Source organism: Ruegeria pomeroyi DSS-3, from assembly GCF_000011965.2.
Taxonomy (GTDB): Bacteria; Pseudomonadota; Alphaproteobacteria; order Rhodobacterales; family Rhodobacteraceae; genus Ruegeria_B; species Ruegeria_B pomeroyi.
This window is the reverse complement of record NC_003911.12, coordinates 629,107-645,971: the sequence shown is the minus strand read 5'-3', so window position 1 is coordinate 645,971 and position 16,865 is coordinate 629,107. Positions and strand designations below refer to the sequence as shown.

The 16,865-nt window shown below is 60.7% G+C and carries 15 protein-coding genes, 1 tRNA gene and 1 pseudogene; 5 read left to right on the top strand and 12 right to left on the bottom strand.

All coding sequences use genetic code 11. The annotated features are described in order from the left end of the window. Positions 1–41: 41 nt before the first annotated feature. The 4 genes and pseudogenes from SPO_RS03155 (at position 42) to SPO_RS03140 (ending at position 4,140) form a co-directional block, all read left to right on the top strand. Positions 42–1,383 (top strand): annotated as a pseudogene (locus tag SPO_RS03155) (IS91 family transposase). A 470-nt stretch (positions 1,384–1,853) separates the two neighbouring features. After that, positions 1,854–2,432, top strand: coding sequence for an RNA ligase family protein (locus SPO_RS03150; protein WP_230981764.1), 579 nt, complete (start codon positions 1,854–1,856; stop codon positions 2,430–2,432). A 6-nt stretch (positions 2,433–2,438) separates the two neighbouring features. Then, positions 2,439–2,987, top strand: coding sequence for a cytochrome c oxidase domain-containing protein (locus SPO_RS03145; RefSeq protein WP_011046378.1), 549 nt, complete (start codon positions 2,439–2,441; stop codon positions 2,985–2,987). Positions 2,988–3,081: 94 nt separating this feature from the next. Then, complete coding sequence (locus SPO_RS03140; protein WP_011046377.1) at positions 3,082–4,140, top strand: IS110-like element ISSpo1 family transposase; 1,059 nt, start codon at positions 3,082–3,084, stop codon at positions 4,138–4,140. A 464-nt stretch (positions 4,141–4,604) separates the two neighbouring features. Here the strand turns inward: SPO_RS03140 and SPO_RS03135 are convergent, their stop codons facing one another. The 3 genes from SPO_RS03135 to SPO_RS23055 form a co-directional block, all read right to left on the bottom strand. Continuing rightward, entirely contained in the window at positions 4,605–6,146 is a 1,542-nt protein-coding gene (locus tag SPO_RS03135) for an ankyrin repeat domain-containing protein (protein ID WP_011046376.1), read from the bottom strand. Positions 6,147–6,594: 448 nt separating this feature from the next. Further along, on the bottom strand, positions 6,595–7,221 hold the full coding sequence (locus tag SPO_RS03130) for a class I SAM-dependent methyltransferase (RefSeq protein WP_011046375.1): 627 nt from the start codon (positions 7,219–7,221) through the stop codon (positions 6,595–6,597). 33 nt (positions 7,222–7,254) lie between these two features. Beyond that, positions 7,255–8,451: a sterol desaturase family protein gene (locus tag SPO_RS23055; protein ID WP_011046374.1), complete on the bottom strand. Its 1,197-nt coding sequence runs from the start codon at positions 8,449–8,451 to the stop codon at positions 7,255–7,257. 167 nt (positions 8,452–8,618) lie between these two features. On the opposite strand from SPO_RS23055, the gene SPO_RS03120 reads away from it, so the two are divergent. After that, positions 8,619–9,665 carry a helix-turn-helix domain-containing protein gene (locus SPO_RS03120; RefSeq protein WP_011046373.1) on the top strand — a complete coding sequence of 349 codons (1,047 nt, stop codon included), beginning with the start codon at positions 8,619–8,621 and terminating at the stop codon, positions 9,663–9,665. Between the two features lie 139 nt (positions 9,666–9,804). Here the strand turns inward: SPO_RS03120 and SPO_RS03115 are convergent. From SPO_RS03115 to SPO_RS03075, 9 genes are all read right to left on the bottom strand, one after another. Then, positions 9,805–9,879: transfer RNA gene (locus tag SPO_RS03115), tRNA-Gln, on the bottom strand. 104 nt (positions 9,880–9,983) lie between these two features. Further along, complete coding sequence (locus SPO_RS03110) at positions 9,984–10,976, bottom strand: NADPH:quinone reductase (RefSeq protein ID WP_011046372.1); 993 nt, start codon at positions 10,974–10,976, stop codon at positions 9,984–9,986. 85 nt (positions 10,977–11,061) lie between these two features. Beyond that, on the bottom strand, positions 11,062–12,195 hold the full coding sequence (locus SPO_RS03105) for a M56 family metallopeptidase (protein WP_011046371.1): 1,134 nt from the start codon (positions 12,193–12,195) through the stop codon (positions 11,062–11,064). After that, on the bottom strand, positions 12,185–12,580 hold the full coding sequence (locus tag SPO_RS03100) for a BlaI/MecI/CopY family transcriptional regulator (RefSeq protein ID WP_011046370.1): 396 nt from the start codon (positions 12,578–12,580) through the stop codon (positions 12,185–12,187). Before SPO_RS03100 ends, SPO_RS03105 begins: the two co-directional genes overlap by 11 nt. A gap of 87 nt (positions 12,581–12,667) precedes the next feature. Then, positions 12,668–12,946: a DUF2160 domain-containing protein gene (locus SPO_RS03095; RefSeq protein WP_011046369.1), complete on the bottom strand. Its 279-nt coding sequence runs from the start codon at positions 12,944–12,946 to the stop codon at positions 12,668–12,670. After that, complete coding sequence (locus SPO_RS03090) at positions 12,946–13,743, bottom strand: carbohydrate ABC transporter permease (protein ID WP_011046368.1); 798 nt, start codon at positions 13,741–13,743, stop codon at positions 12,946–12,948. Before SPO_RS03090 ends, SPO_RS03095 begins: the two co-directional genes overlap by 1 nt. An 11-nt stretch (positions 13,744–13,754) precedes the next feature. Further along, the gene (locus tag SPO_RS03085) at positions 13,755–14,618 is read right to left on the bottom strand and encodes a carbohydrate ABC transporter permease (RefSeq protein WP_011046367.1); all 864 of its coding nucleotides are present in this window, start codon (positions 14,616–14,618) and stop codon (positions 13,755–13,757) included. After that, complete coding sequence (locus SPO_RS03080) at positions 14,615–15,700, bottom strand: ABC transporter ATP-binding protein (protein ID WP_011046366.1); 1,086 nt, start codon at positions 15,698–15,700, stop codon at positions 14,615–14,617. Before SPO_RS03080 ends, SPO_RS03085 begins: the two co-directional genes overlap by 4 nt. Before the next feature lie 7 nt (positions 15,701–15,707). Beyond that, entirely contained in the window at positions 15,708–16,772 is a 1,065-nt protein-coding gene (locus SPO_RS03075) for an ABC transporter ATP-binding protein (RefSeq protein ID WP_011046365.1), read from the bottom strand. Positions 16,773–16,865 lie beyond the last annotated feature (93 nt).

Here is a 16,865-nt window from a genome sequence, read left to right as displayed (position 1 = left end):
CGCAGCTGCGGGACCGAAGGTCGGAGTGACGACCGCGGGCATTGCCGCGCCCGAAGCTGGAGGTTGCTGACATCTTTCAAATCCATGGCCCGGCGTATCGGCGGGCCAATGCAGGGCATCTGACCCTGGCGCAGTTGAAGGTCATGTCAGCGATTGAAGCCTGCCGAACGGAGGCGCTCGGCGGGCATGTGGCGGCCTGCACCAAGTGCAACCACCAGCACATCGCCTACAACAGCTGCAAGATACCATTGCCCGGCAGGCGATTTGGCAAAGCCAAATCTGCCGAGAGGGGGGCATTGCCCGAAGTGTCAGGCACCGGCGGCGCGCGACTGGATGGCGGCCCGCGCTGAGGATCTGCTGCCCGTCGAGTATTTCCACGTGGTGTTCACGCTGCCAGCCGAGATCGCACGCATAGCGCTTTGGAACAAACGGGCGGTCTATGGCCTGCTATTCAGGGCATCGGCGGAAACGGTGATGACCATCGCCGCTGATCCCAAACGTCTTGGCGCTTGCATCGGCATGACCAGCGTCCTCCACACCCGGGGATCGGCGCTGACCCATCACCCGCATATCCACATGATCGTTCCAGGCGGTGGCCTGTCCCCGGACGGCACCCGGTGGGTCGCGTGCAAACCAGGGTTCTTTTTGCATGTGCGCGTGCTGTCGCGGTTCTGCGCTACAAATGATCCCCCGGATCATTTGCTTGACGCTTGAACTCCGGCGGTTGCTTGTCAAAGGCCTCATGGCTTTGCACCGTGCAGGACAGCTGAGGTTCTTCGGTGATCTCACCGAATTGGCAGAGGCCAGTGCTCTCGCCGAATGGCTCACGCCGCTGCGCAAAACCGACTGGGTGGTCCATGCCGCCCCGGGGCTGCGCCCGTTCAGGGCTGAATTGATCCACTGGATCAATTCCTGGCCGCCCTTCACCCCTTCGGCGGACCGGAGGCCGTGCTGGCATACCTGTCACGATACACCCACCGCGTCACCATCTCGAACCGTCGCCTCGTCAGCGCTGATGCCAACACCGTGGCGTTCAAATGGAAGGATTACAGGATCAAGCGTGGTGACCGCATGAAGGTCATGCGCCTGCCAACCGAGGTCATCCGCCGCTTTCTGATGCATGTGCTCCCCGACCGGTTCCATCGTCTCCGCCACTACGGCTTCCTTGCAGGCAGTAGACGCAGAGCGAAAGTCGCCCAAATCCGTGCGCTTCTTGGAGCGACCAGATCGGCCGAGCCAGACCGGCCCGCAGATGATCCCCCGGCACCCCTCACTTTACGTGAGCCATGCCCCGACTGTGGCGGACAGATGCGCATCATCGAGACCTTCCGGCGTCGCCAAATCCCCCGAACCCGAGCGCCACCAAGAAAGCGGGCCGCATGATGAACCGCCCATCTTTTGCGCCTCCTCAGGTCCGACACGCAACATGCCGGTCAAAGGCAAGCTTTGGCTCAGTGCCATCAATGCGTCGCGATGGAACGCAGGCCGCCGCAGCAAGACCGAAAAACGGGCCCGGTCCTAAACCCAAGACATCGACGCTACGCCTCCAAACTCGGAAAAATCCGCGAAACTCCAACCGATATCAGGGACTGGGGCCTGTACTTTCCCCATAGCACGGCGCTTGCGTCCCGCCGCTTCCACCTTGTCAGATTTGTCAACGCGGGCCTGACCGCCCAACACAACACTAACGCACTGCCCCGCATCCAAAAATCTTAGACAAACCGAGCTTTCGTCGCTTTTGCCTCAATGACCGCTGTTGCGGTTTGAGGTTCAACTACCTCGCTCATTGAGGCAATAACTCGAATATGAGAAAATATGGCCGACCGTATCACCTCCCTACTTCCCCAGGCGTCATGAGCGACGACAAAATCCTCCGGGATCTGTCCGTCCTGACCGCCGCCACCGAAGTTGTTTTCACCGAGAAAATGGATGGCGAGAATACCACAATCTATCAAGGTGGGTGCCATGCCCGCAGCCCAGACAGCGGCTATCATGCATCACGCGATTGGATGAAAGCGTTTGCGGCAGTGATCTCGCCAAGCCTTGCCGAAAACGAACGGATCGTGGGCGAATATTTGTTTGCACGCCACTCAGTCGCATACGACAACTTGAATTCCTATTTTCTAGGCTTTGCGTGGATCGTTGATGGCACAGTAAAAACTTGGGATTCCACAGTGGAGCGTTTCAACATCCTCGGAATCCAGCCGGTATCGGTCCTGCATCGTGGGTCATTCAGTGACGCAGCCGTCAACGCAGTACTGGCTGATCTAGACCTAAGCAAACAGGAAGGCTTTGTCGTCAGAACAACCTCAGAATTCTCCGAAACAAACATGGGAACCTGTATGGCCAAATATGTTCGTGCTGATCATGTGCAGAGTGAAACGCATTGGATGAATGCTGAAATTACCCGAAACGGGCTAAAGAAAGCATAACGCACCGTGGTTCAATCCATATTTTTCTTATTTTGCCTGATACTTGCACCACTTGTGGCACATCTACGGCAATGGTCACCGACCGCCCTATTTGCCGTCGCCACGCTGGTCTACGCTGCCTTCGGAGGCGCAAACTTCGTCAGCACACAAATCGTTCTCAGCAATATCCGAGAGACGGAACCAGCATATCGAGACACATACTACGTTGTGAACCGCGGCTACGTCTCGCTCAATCTTGGGTTGGCTATGGCGGTCTTCGCCGTTTTAACGTGGCTGCAAACGCGTTTTGGAGCGATGCTGTATCCAAAAATAACGAAGGCTTTATTTTGGCTTCTTCATCTCGGCCTTATAGGGGGCAGCGCATTCTCAACAATGTTAGTATTCTTATTGCCAAAGCCTCGCAGATTCATTGATTACCCCGAGTTCATGGAAACCTTCATACTGGTTGGTTCATGGGCAACATTGATCAGCTCCATCGCCGTCCTTGGCCTCTTAGGGCTATTGGTCTGGTCGTCTGCCTTGACGTGGCTTGCAAGTCGCAACAGCGGACATTGATGCGCTGCGCAGCATCAGTGACTAATGGGATGTACCGGCTGCTTCACCTAGCAGGTTAGGCTTTGCCTATTTCTGCAAATCAGGAGAAGCAGTCATGAAATCCAAAAGCCCAGAAGAGATCGCAGTCATTGGCGTTGATATCGGCAAGGAAACCTTCCACCTCGTCGGGTTTGATCACGCGGGTGAGCGAGTTCTGCGCAAGAATATCAAGCGGTTGGCGATAAAGCCGACGTTTGAGAAGCTGCCACGCTGCGTTGTCGGCATGGAAGCCTGCATAAGCGCGCATTTTGTTAGCCGCATGCTGCGAGAGCTCGGGTTTGAGCCTCGGATCATCCCGGCGATCTATGTGAAGCCGTTCAATAAGGGGCAAAAGAACGATTACAACGATGCGGAGGCTATCGCTGAAGCAGCAATGCGTCCAAACCCCCGCACGGTTACTGAGAAAAGCCAGGATCAGTTGGACCTGCAGGCAATGCATCGTGTTCGGTCGAGGCTGGTCGCACGCCGGACCGCCACGATCAATCAGATCCGGGCGTTCCTGATTGAGCAAGGCATCACTGTGCGGGCGGGGCGGCATAGGTTGCAGAGCTCGTTTGCGGCGATCCTCGAAAACCGGCGCGATGAAATCTCATCACGCATGCGCGCGATCCTGATGGGTCTCTATGGAGATTGGCTGTGGGTTGATGAGCGGATCAAGGCAATCTCGTCGGAGATCGAGGAAATCAGCCGATCGGAGGAGAACAGCGCCAACATCATGACCATTCCTGGGATCGGCCCGCTTATCTCGACGGCCATCGTTTCCGCCATTGGCAAGGGCGAGGTGTTTGATCGTGGTCGAGACTTCGCAGCTTGGGTCGGGTTGGTGCCGCGCCAGTTTAGCACGGGCGGGCGAACAATCCTTGGCCGGATCAGCAAACGCGGAAACAGCTATCTGCGGATGCTGTTGGTGCAGGCGGCAAATGTCATCTTGATGCGCCCGCACCGCTGGGATGCCTTAGGATTAGGCCCATGGCTGCGTGGCGTTGTGGGCCGTATGCCGCATAACAAGGCTGCTGTCGCTTTGGCCAACAAGCTGGCCCGTACGGCCTGGAGCGTTCTGCGCTACGGATCGAAGTACCAGGTTGAGAGAGACGAGGCCTTGGCCGCGATCTAGCGGCCAAGGCCCCACGGAGTTCGCGAAGGAGAGCAGCATGGGACGGAGAAACTACGCCCCCAGAATCTGAGAGCCCAAATGGTCGTCACCGATCTGGTTAGTAATGAGATCAAGGCGCGTGCGTAACCCACAATGGCCACGGCCCGCGAGCCGATAAACAGGCCGAATACATATGAGCGACTACCGCAAGCCACGCCAATATCTCACTTGCGAACAGCAGCCGGTACATACAATGGGCTCTCTGCCGACCTCGGATGCAGCGCAGCACCGGCATGATCTGGGGTGTCTGGCTTGGCAAGGACGGCCCTTACCGGCCGCTCGTCTGAACCCTCAACGCCGCAGTGCAGCTTCCGTATTGCGGCCATTCGTGGACCGCGCAGCATTTCGAACAGGGCAATGACGGCAGAGCGGGACGGAGTGAGCTTTCGCTGCACCGGCGCCATTACATTGGTCACCCGAACATACTAGACCACTCCATGAACTACGACCTGGCTGGGATGGGACTCTGCCCAATCGGCAAGAAAGGCCGACATTTCCGGGACCGTAGCGTAGGTTGCTGCTTTCTGCGGCAGTTCAACGCCGCGCTCCAGCGCCATGCGCGCGCACTCGATATGATCACGTCGATGCCGTTGCGGGCAGTTTTCGGACCCATGAACAATCGTCGACAGGAGCGTCCCACCATATTCGTTGATGTGATCGAGGTCGGGACTCTGCTCAAGAAAGTAAGCCATGACCTCTGTCATGCCTTCCCACCCTGCAAGGTGCAGCGGAGGCATCCCCATTTCGTCTGGAGAATTCGGGTCGAACCCCATAGCGACAAGGCGCTGCATATGCGCAAGCGTGCCCTCGCGCCAGACAAGGCGACACAGCAGGTATTTCATTTCTTCGGGAATTTGCTGCATGTCGATCCGATCATGCGTGCTGTTGGTCCCATCGGCTGCACGGACGAGTATTTCCTCCGGTACGGTTAGATCCGTTCTTGCGCCTGCTTGTTCCAGAACCTCGGCAACCGCTGTGTTCCCGAAAACTCTGGCAAAGGCGTATGGTGTGTGCCCTCGATTGCGTGCGGAAGGGTCTGCGCCGTGTTGCAGCAACAGTTGTGCGATCTCGGCCGATGCAAGTCGCCGGGCGGCCTGATGAAGAGCGGGAATCACCAAAGTGGGCTCGCCAGAGGGGTGTGGTGACGAGCCTTCATTAGGGTTTGCCCCATGCTCCAGAAGCAACCGCACCATTTCGGTGTTGTCGAAGTCGATCGCACGCGGCAGGGCATTGGTTCCCATTGGGTTCGCGCCATGCGTCAACAACAATCGCAGGCTTTCGACATGTCCACATTCCGTCGAATGATAGAGCGACTCGTTGTCGTTCGGGTCTGCACCGTGCTCCAGAAGCCATCGGGCGAGCGCCGGGTTATCCGCGTGACCGATTGCGCCATAGAGCGCGGAAAGGCGGTGATCTGTGTCTGGCGCTGAGGGAAAACTGTCGTTCACATTGGCGCCATGCGCCAAGAGGAGGTCCGCCATCGCAAGCATGTCCGCCTGCTTCTCCGGTTGGGATTTGATGTGTTTCGAGAAAGCAAGATGGCACATCGGGCGCCTCGGCGGATAGTCCCGGGTTGCTGCGTCCGGATCTCGCGCCAAGATCTCACGCATGCCCTCGACATCATACAACGCGACAAGCAAGGGAACTTGGCCCTCTGGGAGAGACGGATCTTCGCGCAGCAAATGATTGACCGTCATCGGGGAGCCGTTGTAGAGGGCCCATCGCAAGCGACCCTGTTTTTGCGCCCTATCCATGCCTTCAGTTTCAACGGCCAGCTTGAGGGCAGGCCACGTCGCGAAACCCGTTTCGCGCGCAATGACGTGCAGAAAATCGGCGTGTTTGTAGCTGCCCTGCTTTGGATCGGTCAGGATACCTTGGACACGCAAACGCGCACCCTTGTCGCCGTCTGCTACGGCCTTGCCCAGCGCCTTGGCGTCTCGACGCAATTGGTCCAGAGATTTTGTCATCGTTTTCCCTCCAGCGCCCGATGGTCCGCTTTGACGGGCTGAGAAATCCGATGATGTGGCTTTCAGAATTGCAGAGGCGCCGATGACAGCTTTCCGCGGACCAGGAGGCCGCCTCTATCGGCCTTCTTCAATTGTGGCATCGCAGACCATCGTTTTCAAGCAATTCGAGCGTTGTTGGCAACTCGAACATTGGCAACGGAAAACCCGCTACGCGATGCAAAATCGGGGGTTTATCCTGGCTGCACCTTTTTGGCGAAGGTAGGTAGGTCAGTTATCTCATCTAGCAACGGTGGCAGCGCCATTCCGCTGTGGGATCAAACCGGCCGATCTCCGCTCTGCAGCGGGCGGGAACGTTCCGAGTTGACCCGGCCATGCGCAGCGCCCCACACGAGACATTCGGCACCCTACCCGAATGCAGCGGCCTCAATCCTCGTAGCTGTTCTTCGCTTCACGGCTTCTCCGCGATACTCCAATGCGTCAGGCGTCCTTTGATGTCCTCAGTTGTGGTCTCGGGGCCCAGGAACCCGACCAGCTTCAACTTCTCCTCCACTTCCTGAACGCTCGGGAAACGGTAGACAGTGTCCGGGAACTCTTCCACGGCCCGTCTGTCAGCAGTCGATCGGTAACAAAACAAGAAGCGCCCTCCTCGGCGCAAAACGCGGAACGCCTCGGCAAGATGGGCCGCCGGGTTCGGCCAGAAATAGATCGTATGCACCGAAAGCGCCTTGCCGAACCGCTTGTCCGGAAAGGGCAGCGCAGCAGTGTCCGCACAATGAAACGCCATGCGCGTGTCCCAGACCGCATCACGGTTCCTGGCACGAGCACGCTTCAGCATTACCTCGGAGAAATCCACGCCGACGCTGCCTGAAAGACGCACAATGCGGTCGGCCTGAAAAAGCGTTTCGCCATGCCCGCAGCCGATGTCGATGAGGCTGTCGCCATCTGCCAGATCGAGGAAGCTCAGGGCGCGGTCGTTCTCTGGGCGGGTCTCTCGTGCCATGACGCGGGCGACAATATGGCCAAGCCATCCGGTCGGCTTGCGGCCTTGGCGGGCGATGAACTCGGGTTTGCTCATAACAAGTGCTCCAGATCAAGGTTGAACCAAAACCTATTCGGCGCTTTCCAGGGCGCGCCTCAGCGCGCGAACGGAATGCCAAATCTGCGAAGTGCAGAAAGGTCCGGCGCAGCCGCGCAGTACAATCGTGTCAGGGCTGCGTTGGACTACCGAACCACGGTACATGCGCCCGTTTTCGGGGTTCTTCAGCCGACCGGACCAGACATTCCCGTCGCCGTGCAGGTCTATGACAATGACGTCCCCTGACTGGGCATGGGGCACTTCGGCAGCGTCCCAGGCCCAGATCATCCGGCCGCAAGTCAGACCCGGGTTGGCGTTGCAAGGCTCGAACCGAACGATGACGCCGAAGCCGGGCGATGCGTAGGCCCCGGACAGACGTTCTGCACGTGCGTCAGACACCGCGATACCGGTAAAGATCGCGAAAGCGAGTATCACGGCGCGGACCGATGGCCATGAGGCAGGTTTGGCCACTTTTTGGAAGGCTTCGTGATAATCCGGATGCTCTGTTCCCATCAGCCGGTCCCACCATGTGAAGTAAAGGCCGAGGTTGTATCCGGCGTGGGCGTGGTGCAGGTCATGGTGGGTGACGGTGGTTATCCAGTCAAAGAGCGGTTTGCCGCGCCGGTTTGCCGGAAAGATTTCATAGCCAGAGTGCCCGATCGCATTCCGCAACATCATATGGGTGACGAACACCAGGATCGCCACCGGATGCGCGGGCAGGACAAGCAGGATCAGCGGCAGGTAGATCGCATTCACTACCGCCTCGCCCAGATCAAAACTGTAGGAGGTAAAGGGCGTCGGGTTGTGCGACTTGTGGTGCAGCCTGTGAAAGCGCCGGAAGATCGGCGGGTAGTGCAGAAGCCTGTGCGACCAATAGAACCACGTATCATGGGCGACGATCAGAACCGTCGTACTGAAGAAGAGATAGGCCCAGCCGTGGGTGGCGATTTCCCTATAGATGGGGACGAGTCCCGCCTCCGCTCCGACAACGATCAACGTTCCGTTCAGGGCAAAGATCAGAACCGTTCGCAGGCTTGCGAGGATTTCGCGGCCGATCTGGCCTTTCGGCGGCTCATAGGCCCGGATCTTCCGCGCCCGGAGCCGAGCCGCCAGCGCCAGATTCACGGTCAGGTAAACGCCACCTGCACCGACGGCGTAGCGCAGAAAGTCCGTGGCAAGAACGCCGGAGAAAATCCCGGCGAGATGACTGATAATGCATTGATCTTCCATGATGGTCTCCTGTTTACGGGTGCTCCGGACCACATGCGACGACGGGGCATTGCGGCGCGCGCTGTATTCGAAAACTGCCGCGCGATCTTCGGAATCGGCGCGGCCTTTCCGGAATCGGCGCGTGTATCAAGGTTGACCGGTTCGCCAGTCTGGGCTTCGCTCGATCCATGGAAGATTTGGTCGTTGGAATTGATCTCCTTCTGAGGGGCGGCGCGGTGACGGCGCTGGCGGTTTGTGCGCTGATCTTCCTGGCCAATCGCGCCCTTTGGCCAAGGGGCCTGTCGGTGCCAGCTCTCTGCCTCGGACTTGGTGCTTACTTGCTTGTGTCGTCGCCGAACCTGGGGCTCTCCGGGACCTGGGCCGAGACCGGTCTTGTCATGTTGGCCGGTGCGGTGCCGGTCCTGGCGGTCTGGGCCGGAGCCGAGATATTCCTCGACCGACCGGTTTACCGGCCGTGGCACGGCATGCTGGCAGTCTTGGTCACCGCAGGTGCCTGGCTTGCACCCATCCTGCCTTTCGCGGCGACGCTCCGGGGCATCCTTGTCGTCCTGCTCTATGCGGGCTTGCTCTATATCGCGCTGTCCACCGCCGCTGTCGATCTGGTCGAAAGCCGCCGCCGGTTCCGCAGGTGGTTCGTGGCGCTCATGGCCCTGACCGGCCTCGGGATCTCGGTGGTCGAGTTCCTGAAGCTCGATGCCGATCTGCCCCCCGTGATGTACCCGCTCCATGCCTCGGGATTTCTGGTGCTGACACTCCTGTTCCTGTCCTGGGCCGTGCGGATCGCACCCGATCTCTGGCCCCTTCGGCGGGAGCCTGAACCGGAACCTGCCAGGCCATTGTCAGGCGCCGATGCAGCAGTTCTGCAAAGGGTCGAGGCGGCGATGGCGGATGGTATCTGGCGACAGGAAGGGCTTACAATCGCACAGCTCGCAGCAGCCGTGGATGCGCCTGAACACAGGGTCCGACGCGCGATCAACAAGGGGCTCGGCTATCGCAACTTTGCTCAATTCGTGAACGAACACCGGATAGAGGCGGCGTGTGAGATACTGTCCGATCCTGCGCGGGCCGATACACCTGTGCTGTCAATCGCCTACGATGTCGGGTTCGCCTCGCTTGGACCGTTCAATCGTGCGTTTCGAGAGAAACACCGGCAATCCCCGACACAGTACCGTAATCGGCATTGCCAAGTCGTTGGGGGTTACGTTCTCGATTAGATGGCGGGGATGAATGTGCCATCCGACAAGTCGCGCCTGAAAGGCTTTAGATAAGAGATCTCTTGGGTGGGGCATAAACAGGGGCATTCTCAGGACCCTTGGGATCCCTGACTGCTTGTTCTGCTGAACCTGAGAGAAATGGCTGGGGTGGTAGGATTCGAACCTACGGTACGCGGTACCAAAAACCGTTGCCTTACCACTTGGCTACACCCCAACGGTGAGCGGCTATCTACGCAACCTCGGGAGGCTGCGCAAGAGGTTTGGCGCAAAAATCTGAGCGCCGCTCACGTTTTTTCTATCCCGCCGTAACGGCATGGATCAACCGCTGGTCCGAACAAGAATAGCCCCGCTGCGCGCGCCGCGTTCAACCGCCTCATGGGCGGCGGCGGCGGCGTCGAGCGCATAGATTTCCTGGACCGGACAGCTCAGCGCGCCCGCGCTCAACGCGCTGTGCAGATGGCCGATCGCCGCCTGGCGATTTGCGGTGTCGAGCAGGTAGACCAGCGTCATTTCCAGCGTCACCGACTTGAACATCAGCGGATAGAACGGCAGCACCGGCGCCATCTGACGGGCCGAGCCATAGGCGTTGATGCGCCCGTTCGGGGCGATCACGGCAGCGTCCACTTCGGCGTTGGCGCCGAATTCCACCTCGACAATCCGGTCGACGGGGGCGCCGTCATTGGCCGCCAGCACCGCAGCGGCCAGATCGGGTGCGGCATAATCCAGTACCGCATCCGCACCGGCCGCGCGCACACGCTCGGCAGCACCGGCGCTGGCGGTGGCGATGACCCGGGCACCGCCCCATTTGGCAAGTTGCACCGCCAGAAAGCCCACGGTGCCGGCCCCGCCCTGCACCAGCAAGGTCTTGCCCGAGACAGGACCGCCCGAGAATACCACATGCGCCGCAGTCAGGCCGGGAATGCCCAGCACCGCGCCGGTTTCCAGGCTGACATCCTGCGGCAGCGGCACCGCCTGTTCGGCGGGCAACGCGATCTGTTCGGCGCAGGTGCCCATGGCTCGGCCCCATTGCCCGTTCCACAGCCAGACCCGTTCGCCAACCCGGGCAACATCAACCCCCTCGCCCACTGCGCGGATCACGCCGGACCCGTCGCTATGGGGTACAATCGCGGGATAGGGCAGCTCGGTCACACCGGCGCGCGCCCCCGCACGCGCCTTGACGTCCGAGGGGTTCACCCCCGAGAAGGCCAGATCAACCAGCACCTCGCCCGGGCCGGGCCTGGGCGCGGGAAACTCTTCAAGTGTCAGGACATCACGTGCGGCGCCAAAGGCGCGGTAAAGAACGGCTTTCATCACAGCACTCCGGTTGCAGCTTTGCCGTAACCTAGCCCGATTTCAGCCAAGACTGAAACGCACATACCTTGGGCAGTCCGCCCGTTCAGTCGGTTGCCACCACAAAACCGCCCTGGAACGGGCTGGCGACGGTTGCGTTGCGCTGGGCCATGCGTTCGAGATTGACGATGGTCGACAGCATGATGCGATCATGGCTCCAGTCGGACGAGCGCTGCATCACCAGCATCGTGCTCAGGACCGAGGCCACCAGCAGGCCCGAGATCAACAGCCAGGCAGTCGGCCCCGCCGTGTCCTGGCGGGTCGCGGTCAGCGCCTCGATCCGGCTGTGCAGGGTCGAGGGGCGGCGCGTCTCGCGCCGGTCGACCAACGCCACCGTGGGCGTGGTGCGGGCGAACAGCACCCGGTTCTGCGCCGCCACGCGGCAGGCACGGAACAGGCATTCGCAATAGGCGCGCATGTCGAAATGCGGCCGCGCCATCAGCGCCTGATCGCAGGCGTATTCCCGCAGCATCCGCACCTGGCGGCGCCACAGGAAAAAGGCCGGGTTCCAGAACAAGAGCGGGCGCAGCAGTTCAAGCAGGAACTCGCATTCGATGTCGCTCTGGCGGAAATGCTGCAACTCGTGTGCGACGGTCATGCGCAGGTCCTGGGGCGCCTCGAGCAGCGCCGAGGGCAGCACCACATAGCGATTACGCAACCCACGGGTGGAATAGGCGACACGGGCGGTATCGCTGACCAAAAGGTGCACCCGCCCGATCCGCTTCCACAGATGGGCGCCGCGCAGGCTGTTGCTCAACCGCAAGACCGACAGGCCCATATGCAGGGTACAAAACAGCGCACCGGCCAGAAAGGCCGCCGCCACCACCTGAGCCCAGACCTCGTGCTGGGCCAGCAGGGCGCGCACCATATCCTCGCGCAGGCCCAGAAGCGCCTCGAACTGGCTGGCGCTGAGGCCGACATTGCCATGCAGGTACTGGCGCACCAGCAGGTCGGGAATATTGGGGGGATGGGCAACGATCCAGGTGGTGATCGCCATCGCCAGCAGCGGCGAGGCCACCAGCAGCACCGTCAGCCCGTTCAGCAGCCGCAGCTGCGGCATATAGGCCGTACCCAGCCGGGTTTTCGCCACCGCCCATCGGAGCAGCGACCAGATCGCGACACCCGCGACCAGCAGAAGGTTCAGATCAAGATAGGCATTGAGAAGAACTTCACCGTCCATTGTCCCCCAACCTTTCGTTCAGCAAGGCCCGCATGCTTTCGAGCATGTCGTCCGTCACCTCTTCGTCGTCCACAAGCCGGGCGACCAATGCCGCCGGTGCGCCGTCGAAAAGCTTGCTCGAAAGGTCCTTGAGTGTCGTTCGTTGGTAGTCTTCCTTGGGAACGGCCGAGCGATAGACAAGCGAACGGTCATGCCGCTCGGAGGTCAGAAAGCCCTTCTGCTCCATGATCTTCAATACCGTCGCGACCGAGGTATAGGCGCGGGTCTGCGCCTTGTTCAGTTCGGCCAGAATATCACGCACGGTACCGCTGCCGATTTCCCAGACCACGGTCATGAATTCCAGTTCGACCTCGGTCAGCAGGGAACGTTCCTGTTTGCGCGCCATCGGCTCGGTTTTCCGCATCATCCTTGTTCCGATCCATGCTAGGGGCTGAAGAGGCGGTTGAAAACTACTTTCTTAGCAGCCGGGCATTCACACCTTCCAGAAGCAGAAGCTGCCCCAGGCCAATGCCAGACCAAGCGGCACCCACAGCGGCAGGCCGACAAGCCCCAGCCAGGCAAGGAAGATATAGCTGCTGCCCAGGAGGCTGATGAACAGCCGGTCGCCCCGGGTGGTGGTCAGGCCCAGCACCCCCTTGCGGGCATCCCCGCCCGGGTGCCGGATTTCCAGCACCACCAGCACCCCGATGGCGCTGAAGATGCCGATGAACAAAAGCGCGGTGGGCCAGGTCCAGGCCATCCATGAAAGCATTACACCCTCCCCATCGCAAAACCCTTGGCGATGTAGTTGCGGACGAACCAGATCACGATCGCGCCCGGAATGATCGTCAATGTCCCCGCCGCCGCCAGCAACCCCAGCTCGTACCCCGCGCTTGACGCGGTCTTGGTCATAGTGGCCGCGATGGGTTTCGCCTCGACCGCTGTCAGCGTCTTGGCCAGCAGCATCTCGACCCACGAGAACATGAAGCAGAAGAAGGCCGCCACCCCGACGCCCGCCTTGATCGAGGGGACAAAGATGGTGGCAAAGAAGCGGGGAAAGGAATAGCCGTCGACAAAGGCGGTTTCATCCAGCTCCTTCGGTATGCCACGCATGAAGCCTTCGAGGATCCAGACCGCGAGCGGGATGTTGAACAGGCAATGCGCCAGCGCCACCGCCAGATGGGTATCAAACAGCCCAACAGCCGAATAGAGCTGGAAGAACGGCAGCGCAAACACCGCCGCCGGCGCCATCCGGTTGGTCAACAGCCAGAAGAACAGCTGCTTGTCGCCCAGGAACCGATAGCGGCTGAAGGCATAGGCCGCCGGCAGCGACACCGCGACCGAGATCACCGTGTTCAGCGTGACGTAGAGGATCGAGTTGATATAGCCCCAATACCAGGTCGGATCGGTGAAGATGACCCGGTAATTCTCCAGCGTGAAGGTTTGCGGGAACAGCGAGAACCCGGCCAGGATCTCGTTCGTCGTCTTGAAGCTCATCGCCACCAGCCAATAGATCGGCAGCATCAGGAACAGGATATAGACGATGGGGACGAGGGTTCGTTTTTGCATGTCTGTCGTCCTCAGTTCTGATCGTCCTTGGTCATCAGCGTGTAGAACAGCCAGCTGACCAGAAGGGTAATGGCGAAATAGATCAGGCTCATCGCGGCTGCCGGCCCCAGATCGAACTGCCCCAGCGCGATCTTGACCAGGTCGATGGACAGAAGCGTGGTCGAGTTGCCGGGCCCGCCTCCGGTCATCACGAAAGGCTCGGTATAGATGTTGAAGCTGTCCATGAACCGCAACAGGATCGCGATGGTCAGCACCGTCTTCATCTTGGGCAGTTGGATATAGCGGAACACCGCCCAGTTCGACGCCCCGTCGATCTTGGCCGCCTGGTAGTAGGCGTCAGGGATCGACACGAGGCCCGCATAGCTGAGCAGCACCACCAGCGAGGTCCAGTGCCAGACATCCATGGTGACAATGGTGATCCAGGCCGCCAGCGGGTCCTGCGTCATGTCATAGTTTATGCCCATGACATGGTTCAGGAAATAGCCCAGCAGGCCGATATCGGGCAGGGTAAAGATGTTCCACATCGCCCCGACCACGTTCCACGGGATCAGCATCGGCAGTGCCATCAGCACCAGGCAGACCGGCACCCAGAACCCCTTGCGCGGCATCGACAGGGCAATCGCGATGCCCAGCGGCACCTCGATGATCAGGATCAGGAAGGTGAACAGAAACTGCCGCCCCAGCGCGGCGTGAAACCGGTCCGAGCGCAGGATCTGCTCGAACCACCCCAGCCCCTGCCAGAAGAACAGGTTGTCGCCGAACGTCTCTTGCACCGAATAGTTGACCACCGTCATCATCGGGATCAGCGCGTTGAATGCCACCAGCACCAGCACCGGCAGCACAAAGAACCAGGCCTTTTGATATTCGGTCTTCATGCGGCGCCCTCCGCGGCCTCACTCGCCAGCCAGCCATCGGCGTAAAGCCGGGTCTGGTCGCGGCGGAATTCCAGTTGCACCATTGCGCCCTTTTCGGGGCCAGACCCGGTGACGATGGCATTGACGCGGCTGCCCGCGACCTCGCATTCGACCACCGTGTGCCGCCCCACATCCGAGACCTTGGTCACCGTGGCAGGCAGGCCCGACAGGCCAAGCGAGACAAACTCGGGGCGGATGCCGATCTCGGTCCGGGCGCCGGGCGCGGCGGTGATCGGCCCTTCGAGCGGGATCGCCTGACCGGCAAAATGCGCCACCCCACCCGACACTTCGGCGGGCAGGATGTTCATGCCGGGCGAGCCGATGAAATGGCCCACGAACGTATGCGCGGGCCGGTCGAACAGTTCGACCGGGGTGCCGATCTGCACCACCTCGCCCTCTTGCATCACCACCACCTGATCGGCGAATGTCAGCGCCTCGGTCTGGTCATGGGTCACATAGATCATGGTGGCGCGCACCCGCTGGTGCAGTTCCTTCAGCTTGGAGCGCAGCTTCCATTTCAGATGCGGGTCGATCACGGTCAGCGGTTCGTCGAACATCACCACGTTCACGTCCTGACGCACCAGCCCGCGCCCCATCGAGATCTTCTGCTTGTTGTCCGGGCTCAGATGCGCGGCCTTGCGGTTGAGCAGGTCGGACAGCTCCAGCATCTCGGCAATCGCGGTGACCCGCTCGCGCACCGTGGCCTCGTCCCGGCCCCGGTTGCGCAGGGGAAAGGCGAGGTTGTCGTAGACGGTCATCGTGTCGTAGATCACCGGAAACTGGAACACCTGCGCGATGTTGCGCTTGTCGGGCGGCAGTTCGGTCACATCCTGCCCATCGAACAGGATCCGCCCCTCGGACGGGACCAGCAGGCCCGAGATGATGTTCAGCAGCGTGGACTTTCCACAGCCCGAGGGGCCAAGCAGCGCATAGGCGCCACCATCGGTCCAGTCGAGGTCGATCTCCTTCAACGCGTAGTCATCGGGCGTTTTCGGGTTCGGATAATAGCTGTGTCGCAGCTTGGAGAGTGTAATTTTCGCCATCTGCGCCTCACGCCACGCGGGAACCATCGGGCGCGAACACATAGGCCGCCGATGGATCCATATGGAAATCATGCATTTCGCCCACCCGGTACGGGTGAACGCCCGGAGCAAGCGACACCCAGCTGCCGCTGCCCATGTCGAAATGTGCCGAGCTTTCCGAGCCGGACAGCTCGGTCACCTGTACCCGGCCCGACAGGGTCACGGTGGCCTCGGACGAGGCGACAGGCGACACGTGATGGGGCCGGATCGCGATCACATAAGGGCCATCCGCCAAACCGGCCGCCGCGCCCGAGAGCGTCCAGCTGACATCGGGCCCCATGCGCGCGGTATCGCCCTGCTTGGCGATCTGGGCCGTGTTGATCGGCGGGTCCGAAAACACCTGCGCCGCCAGTACATTGGACGGGTCGCGATAGATCTCGGCGGTGCGACCGAACTGGGTCACCCGGCCATCCTCCATCAGCGCCGTATGCCCGCCCAACAGCAGAGCCTCTTCGGGTTCCGAAGTGGCATAGACCACCACCGCGCCCCGGCCCGCGAACAGGTCGGGCAGTTGATCGCGCAATTCCTCGCGCAGTTTATAGTCGAGATTGGCCAACGGTTCGTCCAGGAACACCGCGCGGCTTTCCTTGGCAATGGCGCGGGCCAGCGCTGTGCGCTGCTGCTGGCCGCCCGACAGCTCGTGCGGGCGCCGGTGCAGCATCGGGCGCAGCTTCAGGATATCGGCCGCATGTTCGACCCGGCCCTGAATCTCGGATTTCGCCAGACCCGCCACCTTGAGCGGCGAGGCGATGTTGTCGAACACCGTCATATGCGGATAGTTGATGAAAAACTGGTGCACCAGGCTGATGTTGCGTTTCTGCGTGCTCTGCCCGGTCACGTCCTGACCATCCATCAGGATCTGACCACTGGCCACCGGGTCAAGCCCGGCCATCATCTTGATCAGCGAGGTCTTGCCCGCCCCGGTCGCCCCGAGCAGGACGTTGAAGTGACCTGTCTCAAGGACCAGCGAGGTCTCCTTGATATGCAGGTCCGCGCCGACGCGCTTGGTTACGTTTCTAAGTTCGAGTGCCATCGTCCCAAAGCTTTCGGCCGGTTCTTTCGGTCAGAGAGGCCCCGGAGACCGGAAGGTTCCCCGGGGCTGAAGGTGGGCGGGTTCACTCACGAC

Excerpts from the sequence above, each read along its gene's own strand:
- SPO_RS23055 (WP_011046374.1), bottom strand. The coding sequence starts at position 8,451 with ATGGAAGATCAATGCATTATCAGTCATCTCGCCGGGATTTTCTCCGGC.
- SPO_RS03130 (WP_011046375.1), bottom strand. The coding sequence starts at position 7,221 with ATGAGCAAACCCGAGTTCATCGCCCGCCAAGGCCGCAAGCCGACCGGA.
- SPO_RS03080 (WP_011046366.1), bottom strand. The coding sequence starts at position 15,700 with ATGGCGAAAATTACACTCTCCAAGCTGCGACACAGCTATTATCCGAAC.
- SPO_RS03095 (WP_011046369.1), bottom strand. The coding sequence starts at position 12,946 with ATGCTTTCATGGATGGCCTGGACCTGGCCCACCGCGCTTTTGTTCATC.
- SPO_RS03110 (WP_011046372.1), bottom strand. The coding sequence starts at position 10,976 with ATGAAAGCCGTTCTTTACCGCGCCTTTGGCGCCGCACGTGATGTCCTG.
- SPO_RS03120 (WP_011046373.1), top strand. The coding sequence starts at position 8,619 with ATGGAAGATTTGGTCGTTGGAATTGATCTCCTTCTGAGGGGCGGCGCG.
- SPO_RS03105 (WP_011046371.1), bottom strand. The coding sequence starts at position 12,195 with ATGGACGGTGAAGTTCTTCTCAATGCCTATCTTGATCTGAACCTTCTG.
- SPO_RS03150 (WP_230981764.1), top strand. The coding sequence starts at position 1,854 with ATGAGCGACGACAAAATCCTCCGGGATCTGTCCGTCCTGACCGCCGCC.
- SPO_RS03090 (WP_011046368.1), bottom strand. The coding sequence starts at position 13,743 with ATGCAAAAACGAACCCTCGTCCCCATCGTCTATATCCTGTTCCTGATG.
- SPO_RS03085 (WP_011046367.1), bottom strand. The coding sequence starts at position 14,618 with ATGAAGACCGAATATCAAAAGGCCTGGTTCTTTGTGCTGCCGGTGCTG.
- SPO_RS03075 (WP_011046365.1), bottom strand. The coding sequence starts at position 16,772 with ATGGCACTCGAACTTAGAAACGTAACCAAGCGCGTCGGCGCGGACCTG.
- SPO_RS03140 (WP_011046377.1), top strand. The coding sequence starts at position 3,082 with ATGAAATCCAAAAGCCCAGAAGAGATCGCAGTCATTGGCGTTGATATC.
- SPO_RS03135 (WP_011046376.1), bottom strand. The coding sequence starts at position 6,146 with ATGACAAAATCTCTGGACCAATTGCGTCGAGACGCCAAGGCGCTGGGC.
- SPO_RS03100 (WP_011046370.1), bottom strand. The coding sequence starts at position 12,580 with ATGGCGCGCAAACAGGAACGTTCCCTGCTGACCGAGGTCGAACTGGAA.